11 protein-coding genes and 1 pseudogene are annotated in these 18,673 nt (G+C 61.5%); 3 read left to right on the plus strand and 9 right to left on the minus strand.

Features of this window, described 5'->3' with window-relative positions:
• The 6 genes from DW180_RS00205 to DW180_RS00230 form a co-directional block, all read right to left on the minus strand.
• Window positions 1–1,400: 6-phospho-beta-glucosidase (locus tag DW180_RS00205; RefSeq protein ID WP_199569839.1), on the minus strand; the 1,400-nt coding region annotated here is incomplete at its 3' end.
• 127 nt (window positions 1,401–1,527) lie between these two features.
• The gene (locus tag DW180_RS00210) at window positions 1,528–2,958 is read right to left on the minus strand and encodes a PTS transporter subunit EIIC (protein WP_117564498.1); all 1,431 of its coding nucleotides are present in this window, start codon (window positions 2,956–2,958) and stop codon (window positions 1,528–1,530) included.
• A 106-nt stretch (window positions 2,959–3,064) separates the two neighbouring features.
• The gene (locus DW180_RS00215) at window positions 3,065–3,919 is read right to left on the minus strand and encodes a PRD domain-containing protein (protein ID WP_117564499.1); all 855 of its coding nucleotides are present in this window, start codon (window positions 3,917–3,919) and stop codon (window positions 3,065–3,067) included.
• 398 nt (window positions 3,920–4,317) lie between these two features.
• A complete protein-coding gene (locus DW180_RS00220) occupies window positions 4,318–7,941 on the minus strand; it encodes a UvrD-helicase domain-containing protein (RefSeq protein ID WP_118236861.1) in 3,624 nt (1,207 codons plus the stop codon).
• A gap of 3 nt (window positions 7,942–7,944) precedes the next feature.
• Window positions 7,945–11,133, minus strand: coding sequence for a PD-(D/E)XK nuclease family protein (locus DW180_RS00225; RefSeq protein WP_118236863.1), 3,189 nt, complete (start codon window positions 11,131–11,133; stop codon window positions 7,945–7,947).
• A 156-nt stretch (window positions 11,134–11,289) separates the two neighbouring features.
• A complete protein-coding gene (locus DW180_RS00230) occupies window positions 11,290–11,589 on the minus strand; it encodes a YerC/YecD family TrpR-related protein (RefSeq protein ID WP_022094855.1) in 300 nt (99 codons plus the stop codon).
• Between the two features lie 324 nt (window positions 11,590–11,913).
• Here DW180_RS00230 and DW180_RS00235 point away from each other — a divergent pair, with 324 nt between their 5' ends.
• Window positions 11,914–12,279, plus strand: a complete 366-nt coding sequence (locus DW180_RS00235) for a phage holin family protein (RefSeq protein ID WP_055250947.1) — start codon at window positions 11,914–11,916, stop codon at window positions 12,277–12,279.
• Window positions 12,280–12,421: 142 nt separating this feature from the next.
• Here the strand turns inward: DW180_RS00235 and DW180_RS00240 are convergent, their stop codons facing one another.
• On the minus strand, window positions 12,422–12,850 hold the full coding sequence (locus DW180_RS00240; RefSeq protein ID WP_117564502.1) for an Rrf2 family transcriptional regulator: 429 nt from the start codon (window positions 12,848–12,850) through the stop codon (window positions 12,422–12,424).
• Window positions 12,851–13,103: 253 nt separating this feature from the next.
• Between DW180_RS00240 and cysK the strand changes: the two genes are divergently transcribed.
• Together cysK and mnmA are read left to right on the plus strand one after the other, a co-directional pair.
• The gene (gene cysK / locus DW180_RS00245; RefSeq protein ID WP_117758743.1) at window positions 13,104–14,042 is read left to right on the plus strand and encodes a cysteine synthase A; all 939 of its coding nucleotides are present in this window, start codon (window positions 13,104–13,106) and stop codon (window positions 14,040–14,042) included.
• A gap of 178 nt (window positions 14,043–14,220) precedes the next feature.
• A pseudogene (mnmA, locus tag DW180_RS00250) lies at window positions 14,221–15,324 on the plus strand (tRNA 2-thiouridine(34) synthase MnmA); the annotation flags it as partial.
• 136 nt (window positions 15,325–15,460) lie between these two features.
• On the opposite strand, the gene DW180_RS00255 reads toward mnmA, so the two are convergent.
• Window positions 15,461–16,504 carry a M42 family metallopeptidase gene (locus tag DW180_RS00255; RefSeq protein WP_118236865.1) on the minus strand — a complete coding sequence of 348 codons (1,044 nt, stop codon included), beginning with the start codon at window positions 16,502–16,504 and terminating at the stop codon, window positions 15,461–15,463.
• A 604-nt stretch (window positions 16,505–17,108) separates the two neighbouring features.
• Window positions 17,109–18,275, minus strand: coding sequence for a lactaldehyde reductase (fucO, locus tag DW180_RS00260; RefSeq protein ID WP_117759609.1), 1,167 nt, complete (start codon window positions 18,273–18,275; stop codon window positions 17,109–17,111).
• Window positions 18,276–18,673: the final 398 nt, after the last annotated feature.

Here is an 18,673-nt window from a genome sequence, read left to right on the forward strand (position 1 = left end):
GAGGCAATTACCTTGCGATACCACTCGAACGATCTTTTCTTGCTGCGCCGACGTGTGCCGTGTCCTTCGTCATCGAGGTCGACATAAATGAAACCGTAGCGCTTGCGCATCTGGCCCGTTGCGACCGAAACCAGATCGATCGGTCCCCAGCACGTGTAGCCCAGGAGGTCCACCCCGTCGATTTCGACGGCGTCCTTCATAGCCTGGATGTGCTCGCGCAGGTAATCGATACGGTATCCATCATCCACAAAGCCGTTCTGATCCGGCTCATCCGGGGCTCCGAGACCGTTCTCCACGATAAAGAGCGGCTTTTCGTACCGGTCGTATATGTCGTTCATGGTGATGCGCAGCCCTGCGGGATCGATGAATCTGCCCCATGGCTCCATCTTGAGGTAAGGGTTGGGGGCACTCTTGAGTAGATTGGAGTCGAACTGCCCCTCGGTGTTTGCCTGCGCCACGCGCGTCGAGTAGTAAGAGAAGCCCACGAAGTCCACCGGATTCTGCGCAAGGACCTCCTCATCGCCCTCCGCCCAAGGAATCGCGAACCCTTGACGCTCATACTCCGTGAGCATGTAGCACGGATAGTGGCCGCGCACCTGCACGTCGGTGAACATGTAGTGCTTGCGATTCTCGTCCTGAGCCGTTTTAACGTCGGCAGGGTTGCAGGTAGCAGGATAGAAAATACCCGCATTGAGCATGCAGCCGATTTGCGCACCAGGGATGATCTCATGGCAGGCGCGCACCGCGCAAGCACTCGCCACGAGCACGTGATGCACCGCGTTATGAACGGAGACGTAGCGGTCCTCCCCCTCATCAAACACGATGCCTGCCGCCATGAAGCACGCAGAGGTCATGATGTTGATCTCGTTGAACGTGAGCCAAGAGCGCACTTGATTGCGGTAACGTGCGAACACAGTGCGAGCGAAGCGCTCAAACATGCCCACGAGAGCGCGGTTGCGCCAACCGCCGTATGCCGTAACAAGATGCATGGGCACGTCATAGTGGTTGAGCGTCACCACCGGCTCGATGCCCTGTTCGAGGCAGGTGCGAAACACATCCTCATAGAACGCGAGGCCCTGCTCGTTGGGTTCGGAGTCATCCCCGTTGGGGAATATACGGCTCCATGCGATGGAGAGGCGCAGAGCCTTGAAGCCCATCTCGCCGAAGAGCGCGATGTCCTCGCGGTAATGATGATAGAAATCGATGGCCTGTTGGGCCGGGTAGTAATGGTCGGACAGCGGCTCGAGCGGAACGTCGTCACCCCTGATGACGGCGAGACGGTCCCGCCCGTACGGCAGAAGATCCGCGTTGGCGAGCCCCCGCCCGCCCTCGTCCCAGGCACCCTCACACTGGTTGGCGGAAAGCGCGCCGCCCCAGAGGAAATCAGAACGCAATGGCATGGGAGTCCTCCTTATCTTGCTTTTAGTGCGAACGGGCACCACCATGCAGCGGTGCCCGTCCGGGTTCATGGGGCCCCAGTTCCGAGAAGAGACTCGTTGCGCTAAGGCACCCTTCTAGATGCAGCGCTTAAGCCTCAAGGGCCTCCTCGGCTTCCTTCTCGCCCGATTCGCGATTGTCGAAGCCAAAGACCATGCAGAGGGCGAATGTCACCGCAAAGCCAATCGCGCAGCTGATGGCGCCCGGAATGATGTCCTGGCTGAACTTGATGACGTTCATCCACGGGAAGCCGACTCCCGAGAAGACGAAGATGCGCGCGTTGAGCAGACCGCATGCAAGGCCGCCGGCCGCGCCGCCGATCATCGACCAAGCGAGCGCCTTCTTATCGCGCAAGAGGATGCCGTAAATGATGGGCTCGGATACGCGGCCGAGCGCATAGGTAGCGAAGGTAGTCCAACCGAGCTGACGGTTAGCCTTGCCCTTTGCACGGATGCCGTAGGCGAGCGCGACCGCAAGCGTCACGTAAACAACCACCGTCGTACCCGGAGTGCACACGGCGTCATAGCCCACCTCAAGCCAGCCGGGCATCATAGCGGTGAGAATCGGCACATGCATGCCGGTAGCGATCACGAGGTTCCACGTCGCACCGACCACCAGACCGCACAGCGGACCGGCGTTCGCGCCGAGCCAGATGATGATATCGGCGATGATGCCCATAATGAAGGAGACGGCGGGGCCGAAGACGCAGAGTGCAAGCGGCAGCATGATGAGCATGGTCCCCACTGGAATCACGAGGATGCGCAGCATGTCAGGGCAATGCTTCTTGATAAGCCCCTCTACGTAGGACTGAATCCACACGATGAGGATGATGGGAAGCACCGACTGTGTGTAATTCACCAGCGTCATGGGGATGCCGTAGACGTCGAACGGAGCGCCCTCCTCGACGATAGCGAGCATGCTCGGATGAATCATAATAGCAGCCGTCATGAGCGCGAGCACAGGACTCGTCTGGAACTTCTTGGCCGCCGCATAGGCACCGAAGATCGGCAGGAAGTAATATGCCGCGTCTCCCACCAAGGTGAAGAGCCGGTACATGCTGCCCTCCGCGGCTAGAAGGCCCGCGCCTTCCGGACCAAGCAAAATGGTGAACATGCGGAAGATACCCGCGATGCAGAACACGGGCAGAATGGGAGCGATAGAGCCGCTCACCGCATCGAGAATCAGATTGCCGATGCGCTTCGGAGCGAACCGCTCCTTCCAGGGAAGCCTCTCTGCTGCGTCCAGATCTTCATCAATCGCCGTCTGGACTTCAAAGCCGCCTTCCCTGCATACCGCGTCGTAGACCTTGTCGACGGTCGGCCCGATTACGAGCTGCACCTGGCCGCCAGCGTGCACCACGCTAATCACTTCGGGAATCGCATTGAGCTTGGCGTCATCTGCAAGCCCCTCGTCCTTAAGAACGAGGCGCAGACGCGTCATGCAATGCGTCGCGCTTGAAACATTCGCCTTGCCGCCCACCTCTTCGATGATTCTTTGGGCGAGTTTTTGATAGTTAGTCATCATTCCTCCTTTTACGCCACGAATCGTCGTGGCACGAGATGGTTCTCGTACTTTCGGAGGTCATGCCCTGCCCTAACACAGGTTACAATCCTTCTGGCCTGGGTTGTCAGCGTCCGGCTGTGCCGGATTCCGCCTTCGTACAGATACGGTTGACATGGAGCATGAAGTAAAGCTTCTCCTCGTCGGTGAGCTCCGTATGCCATTCCCGCTTCATATAGGTACAGATGTGGTCGATGCATTGCGCAAGCTCGGGAAACTCCTCGCGCGAATTCGCATAAAGCGGCAAATTGGCGCTGCTGAGGCTATCGTTACCCTTGATACGCTTGAACAGATACTGCACGTGTGTCGCAAACCGTGAGAACTCAAAAGACTCCCGATCGATGATGGTACGGAAATCGTACTCGACGATATCAGTGACATCGTTGAGCAGGCGCTCAAACGATTGGGCGCGATCGCTTGCCACAGTAACCTCTGCCCCAGTCTTTGCATTGACCAAATTCATGGCGATGCTTGCCACCTCTTCGCGCGGCAGCTCGACGCCCAACTCCTGCCGCACGCGCGCGGTAATGTAGCGGCCGATTTTGTATTCCAGCGGATAAAGCTGCTGCACATCATAGGTAAGGGGCATATCAAAACGAATGCCCTTCCTCTGCCGCGCAATCGCAAAGGCGATATGGTCGGCCATGATGAGCACGGCGTTGGGACTGAGTTCGTAAGGCAGCTCGTTCTCTACAATATCCATGATCTTTGCCGTAAACAGCACCACATCGGCAGGAAGATCCTGCATGATACGCTGCCCCTCGGCATCGATGCTATAGAACGTGCGCTCGATATGGTCCATCGCGAGCTCCCGGGGGAAGTCACCACCGAAGCCGACACCCTTGCCGAGCGCCACGACCTCGCGACCGCGACTATCTCGACAAATCACGGCGTTATTGTTGAGCTTTCTGATCGCCAGCATATCGATGCACCTCCTCTCTTGATGATAGGGCACTCATTCGGAGCTGAACAAAAAGGGCATGACCTCGGCAGAAAGCAGCACCCTACTTGCCTACGGTCATGCCCTAAAGTGACACCCGAATATATGTGCAATTGAATAACGAACGGAATCCGGATGGCCATGCTCCCCAAAGGGATAACAACCCATCACATGTATTTATAGGCCCACCCGAGATGAACGTCAAGTGTAAATTTGCGTAATCCGCACCCTTGATTGGCAACTTCATCCGCGTAATCCGCACCCCCGACTGATTCTGAGTTGCGGTGAAATAGTTCCTGATGGAGCCAGCTGGGCCGTAAAACAGGAACTATTTCACCGCAAGTTATGGGGAGACTGGGCGTGCGGACGGCCCTGGTGAGCTAGAGGTTGTAGGTGATCACCTGGGACTCGGCGGGGTTGGAGGGATCGGACTGCTCCACGCGGACGAACTTGACCGTCACCGTCTTAAAGCCCGCCTTGTGCAGAACATCCGAATAGACGCGCGCCTGCAGGGCGTGCTTCTCGAACAGCTGGTCGGGTGTCTCATCCGGCGTGCCACCCGTCTTGTAGTCGATGGCCAGTGCGCGTGACGGATCGGCCGGGTCGGTCGCCAGTGCATCGATGGCGCCCTCGGCATATGCACCGTAGCGGGCAATGTCCTTGTCCTCGCAGCCCAGCGAAAAGAACGGCACCTCGGCGCGAACGCACGGCCAGGCAAGCAGCTCGGCACGGACCGCCGACTTGAGCCAGCGGTCCAGGGCAACGTCGAAGCGCTCGCGCTGCTCCGGCGTCAGGCGCCACAGACGCGCCAGCGCATCGGCACGCGCGGCGGGCAGCTCATCGGCACCCATCTCGATCAGCCACTGGCAGGCGGCATGGAACGCCGAGCCCAGCGCCATGGGGTTGCCGGCGGGCTCGACAGCAGCCACGTCCGCATCCGTCATCTCGGAACCATCCGACTCCGCATCATCGCCGGCCTCGTCCATGGGCACGTGTGCCTCGGCGGCACGGTCCTCGGACTCGGCATGCAGCGCCGCGGCAATTGACGAGTAGCTGTACGAATCGCGCGCCGGATACGGGCAGGTGCCCATGCGCACGCCCACCGCCTGGGGATACACGAGCTCAAACGCATCGGGCTCGGGGTCGGCAGGACCGGGAACGGCGGCGCGGGCATCCGCACCGGCACCCTCCGGCTCCGCATCGCCGCGGACAAGCCTGCCTTCGGCATCAAGCGAAGCATTGGCCTCAAACGACTGCTCGCCAAAAGCAAAGTCAGCCAGCGAGATGAGCTCGTAGTCGCCCGGCTGGGAGTTGTCGAACACCAAACGGTCGGCATCGAGCTGCGGCATGTCCAGGCCGTCCGTCGGCAGAATACGACGCAGCACGTCGTAGGTCAGATCGGTCTCGACATCGAAGGTCGGCGCGCACAGCTTGCCGCGGCTCACGCCGGCATCCATCGCCAGAATGACCAGCTCGCGCGCTCGCGTCATGGCGACATAAAGCAGACGAGCCCGCTCCTCGAGCGAAAGCTGCAGGTCGTCGTTGCGCAAGTGAGCAAATGCCTCGGCGGGAGAACCCGTCGCGCAGACATCCTCCATGAGCTCTGGCGGCAGCCACAGCGACGTGCCCTTGCCCTTAAACGCGCGCTCAAACTGCTTTTTGACGTCATCGCCCTTTACGAACGTGCCGTCCGCGAGTTTAACGCCGTCGAAGCGTGCAGGCAGTGCCACGACCTGCGCTCCGCCCTCGACGCGACCCATCTGTGCCGCACCGGACGATTTGCGCACGCCAAAGCACTCCGCAACCGCCACGACCGGATACTCCAGGCCCTTGGACGCATGCACGGTCATGATTCGTACCGCGCCGTCACCCTCCTCGTTGAGCGCGCCCGGGGCTTCCTTGCCCGCCAGGAAGCGGTCAAAGGCCAGCGCAATGGAGCGCGGCGAGTTACCGAACTCGGCCTCGGCCTCAACCACAGCATCGAGCGCCTTGAGCACGTTGGCGGCAATGGCCTTGCCCTCGGGACCACGCTGTGCCAGACGCACAAACCAGCCCGAAGCGTTGACCACGTCGCGCGCGATCGCCGCGAACGAATCGCGGCCCACACGACGAAGCGCATAGCATAGCACCTCGCGGGCGCGCGTCACGAGCGGCAGGCTCTGCAAGCCCGGCACATCGGAATCGCTCATGATGCCCGCGTCGATGTTGCGGCGCGAGGTCTCCCCCGTCTGGTCGTCCAGCTTGGTCGCCAGCGCCAGGAACTCCTGGGCGCCGAGCGCAAACATCGGCGAGGCCAGCAGCGGCATAAGGCCCTGCGCCGTATCGGCCGGATTGGCGAGCGCGCAGACTAGGGCGCGCACCGTCTGCACCTCGGCTGCCTGGGCAAAGACCGAGCCACCCGCGATCACGCAGTCGAGTCCTTGGTCGCGGAAAGCCTGGGCATAGACGTCGGCGTTGGTCATGCGGCCCAGCAGCAGCACCATGCCGCCCTGGGGCTGACCGGCATCGGCAAGCGCGCGGAACCGCTCTGCGATCGCGCGGGCCTTGGCCTGTGTGCGCTCCTGCGTACTGCCGCCGGCAACAAAGAGGGCCTGACGACGCGAGGCGTCTGCCACCAGCGTGTCCTTGCGGCCGTCGCTCGCCTCAAGATCCAAAAAGCCCTGCATCAGGCCGCCGTCGTCGCCGTCGAAGACGCGAGCCACATAGCGTAGCACCTCGTCGTGGCTGCGGAAGTTGCGCACGAGCTTAACGAGCTCGCCAGCAGGGGCGTCGGCCGCGGCAGTCGCCTCGGGCGCGGCAGACGAGCCCACCTTGCGCTCCTGGCGACGGAACACCTCGACCTCCGCCCCGCGGAAGCGGTAGATCGACTGCTGTGCATCGCCTACGGTACACAACGCGCGCTCCCCCGCACCCGTCAGGTAACGGATCAGGTCGACCTGCATCTGATCGGTATCCTGGAACTCATCGATCATGACCATCTTAAAGCGACCCTCGTATGCCGCTCGGATGGCCGGGTAATCGCGCAGGGCCTCGTAGGCCATGCGCAGCAGATCGTTGTTGTCGAGGGCAGACTGGCCGGCCTTGAGCGCGCGGTACTCAGCCTCTACAGCACGGGCAAGCCCCACCAGCGCCTCGAGCGCGGGACCGCCGCAGGCCAGCACGATATTGATAAACGCATCGGCGGCCTCTGCCTTGAGTAGCTCCACCTGCTCCTTAGGGAATGCCTTGCTCGCGCGCGGCATGGTGCACGACATCATGAGTCGCGCCGCATCGGCCATGGTCTTGCCGCTCGCCTCGAACGCGTCGATGGCATCGAGCGCCGTCTGCGCTTTTTCGGTCGCGGCCTTGCTTGCGCCCAACGCCGATCGATAGGCATCGGCAAGGGCCGAGGTGTCGGCCTGGCCGCGCGCCACGCGCACGTCGTCCATACCGCCCGGCAGCTGGCTCGAGAGCTCCAGCAGGTCGCGCACCAGACCCTTGATGGTCGTGCCGGCGCCAAAGGGACCGCCCTCGCCCGCCATGGGATACCAGGCGTAGAGGGCCTTGAGCGATGCCGCGAGCTCGGGGGCGGCATCGGGCGCCGTCGCGCGGGCCAGCACATGCTCAACAGCCTGGTCCATAAGCTCGTCGGTATCGGTGAGCACCGTGAACTCGGGATCGATACCCAGCTCCAACGCGTGTGCGCGCAGGATACGCGAGCACATGCCGTGAATGGTCGAAATCCACGCATCGTCGACGGTCAGGGCTTCCTCGTCCATACCCTCGTCGATGAGCGCGCGGCGCACGCGGTCACGGATCTCGGCCGCGGCATCTTTGGTAAAGGTAATGGCGAGCACCTGGTCCAGATGCTCGACAAACGGACCGGATTCGGGCGAGAGCGCATAGACAATGCGGCGCGTGAGGGTAAAGGTCTTGCCCGAGCCGGCACCCGCCGAGACAAACAGCGGGCGGTCGAGCGTTTTGACGACTTGCAGCTGTTGCGGCATCAAAGTCGAAAGATCCATGGTCTACACGTCCCTCCTTACAAACGTTCCTTCGTGGTTATACGAGCAGCGCGCATGCGCGGCCTGCGCCGATGTCGGATCGACAGCGGCGACGTCGCCCGCCTCGAGCTCGCGCAGGCGCTCGGCAATGCCGGTCTCCACGCGGTCGAGCAGCGCATCGAAGTCCATGTTGCCGCCCTCGCCGGGAAAGCCCTTCTTAAGGCCCGGGATGCGACCGTCGCCGCGCTCTTCCTCGAGCAGCTCGGCACTTGCGGCGCCGCGCAGCGCGGGCTTGCCGCCCTTGGTGGAAAAGTAGAGCGCTGCGCGGGTATCTAGGCCCAGCGCCCGACGCACGGCCTGCGCGTAGATGAGTGTCTGGGTATGGGGCGGCAGCCAGCGCGGGTCGTCGATGGGAGCCTCGCCCGACTCCTCGTCGCGCACCGTGGGGTCGGCGAGCTTAAACTCCTCGACACCCGAACGATGCTTGTAGTCGATTACCACGGCGCGATTCTCGGCATCCACATCCACGCGGTCGATGCGCCCGCCGAGCGGCCAACCGGCATACTCGACCTGGAGCTCGTTGAACGCAAACTCCAGATAGCGCGGCGCGAAGGGCGCGAGCGCCTCGGACTCGTAGGCGAGCACGCCTTCCAACTGCGGCAGAATCTCGGCCACCTGACGCTCCTCCACCGGGGAGAGCGGCACCAGCGGGCCCTCGGTACCGCGCTTGCCGGCGTGCTCGGCCAGGGTCTCGGCAAAGACCTCGTGCAGCAGCTCCTTCGCGCGCGGCAGATTCATGGGCGTCACGCGCTCCATGCCCTCCTGCGGAAGACGCGCATGCAAGTGCTCCAGCACGTCATGGACAAAGTTGCCCTTCTCCATGTTGCCAAAGCCCGCATCGATGGACTGGGGCTTGACGCGATACGACACGAACCAGCACAGCGGGCAGGTGGAATAGGCCTCGATCTGCGAGGCGGACGTCAGACGCGGCACGAGCGGCGCGTCCTCGTCCTCGCCGTCACGACGGCGCAGGACCAAATACGGCACGGCCTCGGCACTCAGATGCTGAGGGGCTTCACAGGTCACGCGCTCGCGCTTGAGACCTTCGCCTGCCGCGGGATCGAAGTCCCTTACGATATCGCCCTCACCCACGCACTTCGCCTTGTCGGCGTCAGCGGCCTTAGCGTCGTCAGCGGCCTTGGCATCGTCAGCGGTCTTGTCGGCGTCAGCGGCCTTGTCGGCGTCAGCGGCCTTAGCAGCGTCAGCGGCCTCGGCGTGCGCCCGCAGCTCGGTCCACACGGCGGCTGGATAGCACTCGCGTGCCTGGCGATCGTGCGTCACGCGGGCAAGCGCAACCGGACCGCGTGCCGTCTGCATCGCGTGGCCAAAGCGCACGCGCAGCAAAGCCGCGGGCTCAAGCGTCACGCCCTCGCGACCAAGGCTCGCCGTCAGCGTGGCCAGCGGCCCCTCCTCGTGTGAGAGCGGATAGCTGTCCAGATCGACATCGGCAAACAGCACGGCATCGTAGCTGCCGGGGCGCAGGGCCGCCGCATCGGCAAGCGAAGTAAAGCGAACCTGGGCACGTGGCGCACGGTCAACCTCGTAGGTCTCGTAATCGTAGGCGGTGCTACGCTTGTCCACCTTGGTGCGAATGCCATCGAGCACGGGCACGGTCGCGGCCTGCGACACGTCGAGCGCGCGAGCATCGTTCATAAGGATGTCGATCGCGTGGCGCAGCAGGGCCACCTCCGCCTGGCGACGGGCCTGACCGTCGAGACCACCAAGCGCGCGATCGGGCAGTGCCTCGGCAACGGCAAGCATGGCCTTGAGCGCCGCCACGGGCTTGTCGCGCCACAGCGCCTGGAACACGTCCGAGACCACGCACGGCACGTTCTTAAACCAGTTCTCGTCGCTCGCCGCTTTACGCGCGCCCCTCACCTGGCCCTGCACGCTCTGCAGCAGGCTCTTGACGCCCGCAGTGGTCTTGCTGCGCGACAGTCGCATGTTCTTATCGAAGGTTCGCGCGCTGGCGGCATCGGCGCCTGAAAGCGGACTGTAGATCCAGTCAGTAAGCTCCGGGGCGGGCCACCACTCGGTCTTGGAGGCGGTGCCCTCGTCGGCGGCCTTCATGCGCTCGATCAGATTGGCGAGCGCCGTGAACTGCCTGCCCGCAATGGATTGGGAAAACGCCGTGAACTCGGCCGTCTCGGCAGCAACGTGGCGCGCCGCCAAACGAGCGGCAAGCTCGCCGAACAGCTGGGGTGCCCGGGCGGACACCACGAGTACGCGCACGGGATCGACGGGTGCGGAGGCGGCATCGTTGACCTTGGACTCCTTGCGCGCTTTCACCATCTTATCGATGACGTCCGCATAGACACGGGCACGGGCATGGGGCCCGGCGACTTCCACAAAGGCAGGACGTACGACGGACTTTGGAGCAATCGCGGGAGCGCCGGCATCCTCGTCCAGCGGTGCAACCTCAAACAGCACGCCGCGGGCATCAAAGGCGGCAGCCAGGTCCTCGCGCATCGCCGCTTGCTCGCAAGCGAGCAGCACGACAACCTCTCCCCCGTTGCTTGCCACGGCAGACAGCAACTCGAGCAGGCCGTGCGTAAACGACGTGATACCGCGCACGCATACGGCGCGGGTGCACGCCGGCAGGTTGTCGGCCAAAGCGCCGGCCATAATGTCAGCCGCCTCGCAGGGCTCGACCATATCTCGACGGTCCAAACCGCGCGCATAGGCGCACAAAAGTTCAAACACGCGAGCCTCGGCGTCGCTTCTGGGCTTGGGCTTGCAAACGTTGTCGCAGCAACGCTCGGCACCTGTCCCTGCCACACCCGGCAGCACATCGCGAGCCATACGCGCGAGCATACGCACCGTGCCCTGGCTGCGCGAAAGCGGCTGCAGGTCGGCGTCGTCGAGACGCGCTACCATGTCCGAAAACAGCATCTGGCGCTGCAGGTTGTCGACGAAACCGCGCCCGTCGCCCAAAAGCTCCCAAAGCGAGCGAAGCCACGACGAAGGGGTCTTGTAATCGATACCCAGTGAAACCCCAACTTCCGCCGCATCATGACGGCACAGATCGAGCTCGGCAAACGTAGGCGCCAGCAAAACGGCACGCCCGTGGCGGGCAACCAGGTCGGCGAGCAGCGCCGCCTCGGCATCGCTCAAATCCGCGCCGGCGTTGGTGGTATAGATTCGAACAGGCATGGTCCTCCACTCAAACCGTTCGCAATAATCAGTGCTTCCATCCTACCCGCCCGCGCGGACACATTTGCCCCACGCCAACAGATTTCCTCCGTCCCCAAGGGATCAAAAAACCGCCCCCGAAGGGACGGTTCTGCGCAATTCGTTTTTGTCGCTGGCCTACTCGCCATCCTCCAGCTTGATGAGGATCTTGCGATAGCCGCCGTACTCGCCGTTGAGTGCCTTGGACACGCGGCTCACCGTAGTGGACGAAGCGCCGGTGCGGGCCTGAACCTCAACATAAGGCTCGCCCTCATCCAGATAACGCGCAACCTGCAGACGTTGCGAAAGATCGCAGATCTCGCGCGGCGTGCAGATATCGGTCAAAAACGCCTGGATATCCTTCTCGTCATCCAAAAGACTAAATGCGTGGACCAGCTGCTTGACATCAGGCTTGTCAAACATGTTCTCGATATTCATCGATCACCGCCAAACCCGCCATAAGGCATCGAAGTTGATACTGACATCGGGCATCGTTCGCCCGTTCTATGCAATAGGGCAACGCCTGTGGCTTTTGCCCGTAGCAGTGTAGCACACCACCAAACTAAAGCGACAAGACTCTCTGCCAGCGGCGCGTTTTTCAGGACGAACGCCGTTTTGAAACCGAATGCGCACGTAAGCTCCACGAATATCTGAGACAATGGGCGGCCGAACAAGGCGGCACACCCGAGCGGCCGTCCAAGCCGCCGCAGCAAACCGCTTCACGCGACACCGACGCACCCTGCGCAAGAAAGGATTCACACCATGCGCTTTATGCTTAACTGGCTCTTTACCTCGATCGCCATCGCGATTGCCACGTTCCTCGTCCCCGGCATCCAGCCCTTCGGTTTTGCCGAGGCCTGGGTCTGTTTCGCCTTCGTGGGACTGTTCCTGAACATCGTCGATTCGCTCGTCAAGCCGTTTCTGACGGTTATCTCGCTGCCGCTCACGATCATTACGCTGGGTATTTTTCAGCTCGTAGTCAACAGCTTTATGCTCGAGCTGGCCAGCTATCTGTCGGTCAATCTGCTGGGCGCGGGTATCTCCATCGCCAGCTTTGGATCGGCCTTTATGGGCAGCATCCTGGTGTCCATCATGCGCAGCATCCTCGACAGCATCGCCGAGGGCTAAAACGGCCATTCCGGCCGCGCCCGTCTCAACAGCCCAAAACGAAGGCCGCCCATCACAAAAATGGGCGGCCTTCTTATTTGCCAAGTCTCAAAGGGCGAGAGAATCTGCCATTTCCACCCCGTCCCCAAATGGCAGGTGTGGGTTAGATGACGTAATCGTAGCCTTCGTTGGGAGCGACAAGTTGATCGAGCGTCACGCCATCGAGGTAGTCGTTGATGAGCTTGTCCAGGTTCTTCCACACATCGAGTGTGGGACACTCATCCGAACGCGAACAGCCCTTGCAGTCGCCGTCCAGGCATGCGACCGGTGCCAGACTACCCTCGGTCAGGCGCAGAATCTCGCCCACCGTGTACTGCTCGGGCGGGCGCGTGAGCACATAGCCGCCGCCCTTGCCGCGCATGCCCGAGAGCATATTGGCGCGCACGAGCGTAGCCAGAATATTCTCGAGGTACTTCTCCGAAATACCCTGACGCGCCGCAATCTCTTTAAGCGGGATACGGCCTGTCGCCTGGTGCTCGGCCAGGTCGACCATAACGCGCAGGGCGTACCTGCCCTTAGTAGAAACCAACATATATAGTGCTGCCTTTCGGTCTTTTAGTCCGTTGAAATTCTAGCCGAAAAATTGACTTTGAAAATACCCGTTCCGGTCAAGATGGTTAATCAACTTGCAATAATCTCCTATTTCCTATTGCATTACTAGGCTTTAGTGTCTACTATGCTTCCCAACAGCTAAACGAACAACCTATAAGGTTTGTGGGTTTCGCTGCTAGAAACACCGTAAAACCACACGGTATCCAGTCATTTGAACACTTTGGAGGTTCACCATGAGCAATGTTTACACGTCCATCGATCAGCTTATCGGCCACACCCCGCTTCTGGAGCTCACCCACTTTGAGGCCGACGAGGACCTCAGGGCCCGCGTGCTCGTCAAACTGGAATACTTCAACCCCGCCGGGTCCGTTAAAGACCGCGTCGCCAAGAACATGATTGACGAGGCCGAGAAGGCCGGCAAGCTCGTGCGTGGCGGCGACTACACCATCATCGAGCCCACGAGCGGCAACACCGGCGTCGGCATCGCCTCGGTGGCGGCGGCCCGCGGCTACAAGGTGATCATCACCATGCCCGAGACCATGTCCGTCGAGCGCCGCAAGCTGATGCAGGCATACGGTGCGCAGCTCGTGCTCACCGACGGCTCCAAGGGCATGAAGGGCGCTATCGCCAAGGCGGAGGAGCTGCAGAAGGAGACTCCCAACAGCATCATCGCCGGCCAGTTTGTGAACCCCGCGAACCCGGCCATTCACAAGGCCACGACTGGCCCCGAGATCTGGGACGACACCGACGGCAAGGTCGACATCTTCGTCGCCGGCGTTGGCACCGGCGGCACCGTGACCGGCGTGGGCGAGTTCCTCAAGGAGCAGAACCCCGAGATTAAGGTCGTCGCCGTCGAGCCCGCCACCTCCCCGGTGCTCTCCAAGGGCCAGGCAGGCCCGCACAAGATCCAGGGTATCGGCGCCGGCTTTGTGCCCGACGTCCTCGACACCCAGGTCTACGACGAGATCATCCCCGTCGAGAACGAGGACGCCTTTGCCACCGGCCGCGCCGTGGGCCACAAGGAGGGCGTGCTCGTGGGCATTTCGTCCGGTGCCGCCGTGTGGGCCGCACTGCAGCTGGCCAAGCGCCCCGAGAACGAGGGCAAGACCATCGTGGCGCTGCTCGCCGACACCGGCGAGCGCTACCTGTCCACGGCGCTCTTCCAGGACTAAGGGCCCGTCACTTGTCGATAGGCCCAAGGCACGCCGTTCTTCCCTCTCTTCTGGCAGCCTGAGCCCATCTCGTTAGGGTGTCCCACACGACGCCCGAACTTGCTACAATGTCTGCGGCGCGGAACCAGCCTCCCGCGCCGCTTTTCTTTTTTGGCCACATGCCACCAAGGAGAACCTCCCCATGCACAATAAGCGCGTGCTCGTCGCCATGAGCGGCGGCGTCGATTCCAGCGTGACCGCGTATCTGCTCAAAAGTCAGGGTTACGAATGTGTCGGTGCCACCATGCGCCTCACCTGCCCCGCACCCGATCCCGTCACGGGCATGAGTAAGGTCGACCGCGACATCGCCGACGCGAAGGCCGTCGCCGAGCGCCTAGGCATTCCGCACCATGCGCTCGACCTGCAGCAGACCTTCGACCACAGCGTTATCGAGCTCTTTGTGAACGCCTACCAGGAAGGGCTGACGCCCAATCCGTGCATTATCTGCAACCGCCACATTAAGTTTGGCGCGCTGCTCGATGCGGCGCTGGACATGGGCTGCGACTACATCGCAACGGGACATTACGCCAAAACAAGCCAGGCGGCAGACGGCACCTGGCAGCTACATCGCGGCGAAGATCCCAAAAAGGACCAGAGTTACTTTTTGTATTCGCTCACGCAAGAGCGTCTGGCACGCACGATCTTTCCGCTGGCAGGCTTGGACAAAGAGCGCGACGTTCGCCGCATTGCCGCCGAGCAGGGCTTTATCAACGCCCAGAAAGCCGAGAGCGAGGATATCTGCTTTATCGCGGACGGCGACTACGCGGGCTATATCGAGCGCCGCTGCGGACATGCCGCCGAGCCGGGCGATATTGTATGGCGTGACGGCAGCGTGGTCGGACGTCACAGCGGCGCACTGCGCTATACCATCGGCCAGCGCAAGGGCCTGGGCGTCGCGATGGCGCACCCCGTGTACGTAACGGGCGTCGATGCCGCCAACAACATTGTGCATCTGGGCGAGGCCGAGGACCTGACGGCCACAGCGCTCACGGCCAACGACTGGATCTGGAGCGCCCCTGCCGACCGCATGGAGGCAGAGCTGGACGCCGACGGCATTCGCGTGGGCGCCAAATACCGCTACCGTCAAAAGGACCAGGCAGCGACCCTTGCACGTGGCGAAGACGGGCAAATGCTGCTAACTTTTGACGAGCCGCAGCGAGCCATCGCCCCCGGCCAGGCAGTCGTTGCCTACCGCGGCGACGTCGTCTTGGGCGGCGGCACCGTCACGGCAGCCATCAGGTAGCCCCATCCCCTTCATAAGTTGCGGTGAAATAGGGACTGTTTAAGCGTTTAAAACCGCCAAACAGTCCCTATTTCACCGCAACTTAGAGAGGACGGCCTCGGTCGGTACTGCTGTGTCAGCCGAGGCCGCTGCATCGTTAGCGCTGCACGTAGGCGCGGACGAGCTCGTAGGTGTTAAGCACGCCGTCCATGTGGCTGCGCTCGTAGTTGTGGCTCGCGTACACGCCGGGGCCGATCAGGCCATGGCGAATGTCGTAGCCGGCCGAGAGCGTGGCCTCGACGTCGGAGCCGTAGTGCGGGTACACATCGATGGCGTAATCGAGCTCCAGCTCGCGCGCGATGTTGGACAGCGTGGTTACCAAGTCGTAGTTGTACGGACCACCCGAATCCTTGGCGCAAATCGACACCATGCGCTCGGTGCAGCCCAGGTCGTCGCCCACGCAGCCCATGTCCACGCTGATCATCTCGCGCGTGTCGGCCGGCACGAAAGCGCCGCCGTGGCCGACCTCCTCGTACACAGTAAAGAGCAGGGACACCTTGCGCGAGAGCGTCACCTCGCCAGCGGCGACGGCACGCGCCAAGCCCAGCAAAATGGAGGCCGACAGCTTGTCGTCCAAGAAGCGACTCTTGATGTAGCCGCTCTCCGTCACCGTGGTACGCGGATCCATAGCGATGATGTCGCCCGTCTGAATGCCCAGCTCAAGCACGTCATCCTTGCTGTCGACATTCTCGTCGAGCAGGATTTCCATGTTCTTCTCGATGGTCTTGACCGGCTCGTCGGCCACGTGCGCCGAAGGCTCGGTGTTGAGAACCACACCCGTGTACACATTGCCGTCACGCGTGTAGACGGTGCAGTTCTCGCCATCGGCCGTAGACCACTGGTGCCCACCAAGCGTCGTGGGACGCAGGCGGCCATTGTCCTTAATGGAGCGTACCATGGCGCCCAGGGTGTCGACATGGCTCGCCAAAACAAGCGGCTCGCCCTCGCCGCCAAGCTCAACCAGCACGTTGCCCTTATTGGAACGCTCAGGGCCAAAGCCCATATCACGCAGGGTCTCCTTTAGATAATCAGTCGCCGCACGGGTATAGCCCGTAGGCGAAGCAATAGAAGTCAGCGTCTTAAGCTGTCCCGCGATATAGGAGAGCGTCTCCTCTAGAGAAGCATCGATATTGGAACCCATATGCATCCTTCCAAATAAAACTAAGACCGAATCCCGATTTTAACCGTTCTACACGTGCAATGCCCTAGAAGCCGAGCCACCTCCAGACGTCCTCGCGCCGATTTTGCGCACGCGCACGGTTTAAAATCCGAATCTTGCATAAAGCTTTTCGATTTCTGCATAAAAATGAGGCATCTTCTTGCTTCGTCTCAGGGTACCCCACTTTGGACCGTGCAAAAAACGGAGTATTCAGCACCGTGGGCCCCAACGGCCCCATCACAAACGACAAAACGATGCGGTTACAGCAGTATTGCGGGTCGTCGCAAAGCAGAAACTCAGTAACAACCCCCTCCACTCATCGATAGCCCACCCACAATGGCTGTCGATGGGCGTCTGCGGGCCACTACGGGCCATTCAAAACGTTATGCATTTTTAAGAGCTTGCTGAATACTCCCAAAAATGCACGCTGGGAAGTGCGCCACCTATCCGCAGCGGGCGGTATGCCTTGGCTTTACCCATCTCGGGGCATCGACACGGCACAAAAAGCCCCGCCGCGCGTAGCGCGGCGGGGCCAGCGGCAAGTCAAAAGACTATATGCCTACGGGCGAAGGACCACCAAACGAGACTAGGCAGCCGGGCAGATCTTCTTGAAGAGCTCGATGACATCGTCGAGCGTCGCCTCGCGCGGGTTACCCGGGAAGCAGGCGTCGGCCATAGCGTCCTTGGCCAGAACCTCGATCTCGTCAGCCTTCATGGCCTCGCAGACGTGCGGGATGTTCACGTCGGCAGAGAGCTGCTTGACGGCGGCGATGGCGGCATCGGCGGCCTCGTCGGTGCTCATGCCCGTGGTGTCAACGCCCATGGCGACGGCGACCTTGGCCAGGCGCTCGGTGCAAACCGGCTTGTTGAACTCCATGGCGATCGGCAGCAGCATGGCGCAGGCGACACCGTGCGGGGTATCGTAGTGAGCGGACAGGGTGTGAGCCATGGCGTGGTCGATGCCCAGGCCGACATTGGAGAAGCCCATGCCGGCGACATACTGGCCAAGAGCCATGCCCTCGCGGCCAGAGCCGGGCTGGCCGGACTTGGCCTCGGCAACGGAGTCGCGCAGGTTCTCGCTGATCAGCTTAATAGCCTCAAAGTGGAACATGTCGGAGAGCTCCCAAGCGCCCTTGGTGGTGTAGCCCTCGATGGCGTGGGTCAGAGCGTCCATGCCAGTGGAAGCGGTCAGGCCGGCGGGCATGGAAGCCATCATGTCGGGGTCGACGACGGCGACCTCGGGGGCGTCGTTAGTGTCGACGCACACGAACTTGCGGACCTTCTCGGGGTCGGTGATGACGTAGTTGATGGTCACCTCGGCAGCGGTACCGGCGGTCGTCGGCACAGCGATGGTGAACACGGCGTGGTTCTTAGTGGGAGCAACGCCCTCGAGGCTGCGGACATCGGCGAACTCAGGGTTGTTGATGATGATGCCGATAGCCTTGGCGGTGTCCATGGAGGAGCCACCACCAATGGTCACGATAGCGTCAGCCTCGGCGGCCTTGAAGGCCTCGACGCCGTCCTTGACGTTCTGGATGGTGGGGTTGGGCTTAATCTCGGAGTAGAGGCTCCAAGCGATGCCGGCGGCGTCGAGCTCGTCGGTCACCTTAGCGGTAACGCCAAACTTGACCAGATCGGGGTCGGAGCAGACGAAGATCTTCTTGTAGCCACGACGCTGGAGCTCGCCGGGGATCTCCTTGATGGCGCCGGAACCATGGTAAGAAATGGTGTTGAGAACGAAACGATTAGCCATTGATAGCCTCCTATCGTGCGCGGGGCACCCGTTACGCCCCGCACTATAAGTCCCATCCTAACGCTTTTGAAACAAAAAACACGTGAGAACGTCAAATAGTTTAAAGCGCTTCAACATACTAACGGGGCCTTAGCCCTTCCCTCCCGACAGCAGCGAAGGCTAGATTATAGGAGCAATCGCCCAAAGAATACGACCAACTCAGTCTATAAATTGTTTCTGTTTTAGCAATATATGTTTGACAATACGTTTATAAAAGGATACTTTATAGTAAATAAAATGCATGCAGCAAATAGCGTCATTCATTTTGTTAGAAATTGCCCATGCGGTTATTGCAGCTGCATGTACCGCAACGTACAGCGCAATTCTCCGCACGAAGTAGAAGACGGTTCCAATTCGAT

Source organism: Collinsella sp. AM16-21 (assembly GCF_003471905.1).
Lineage (GTDB): Bacteria > Actinomycetota > Coriobacteriia > Coriobacteriales > Coriobacteriaceae > Collinsella.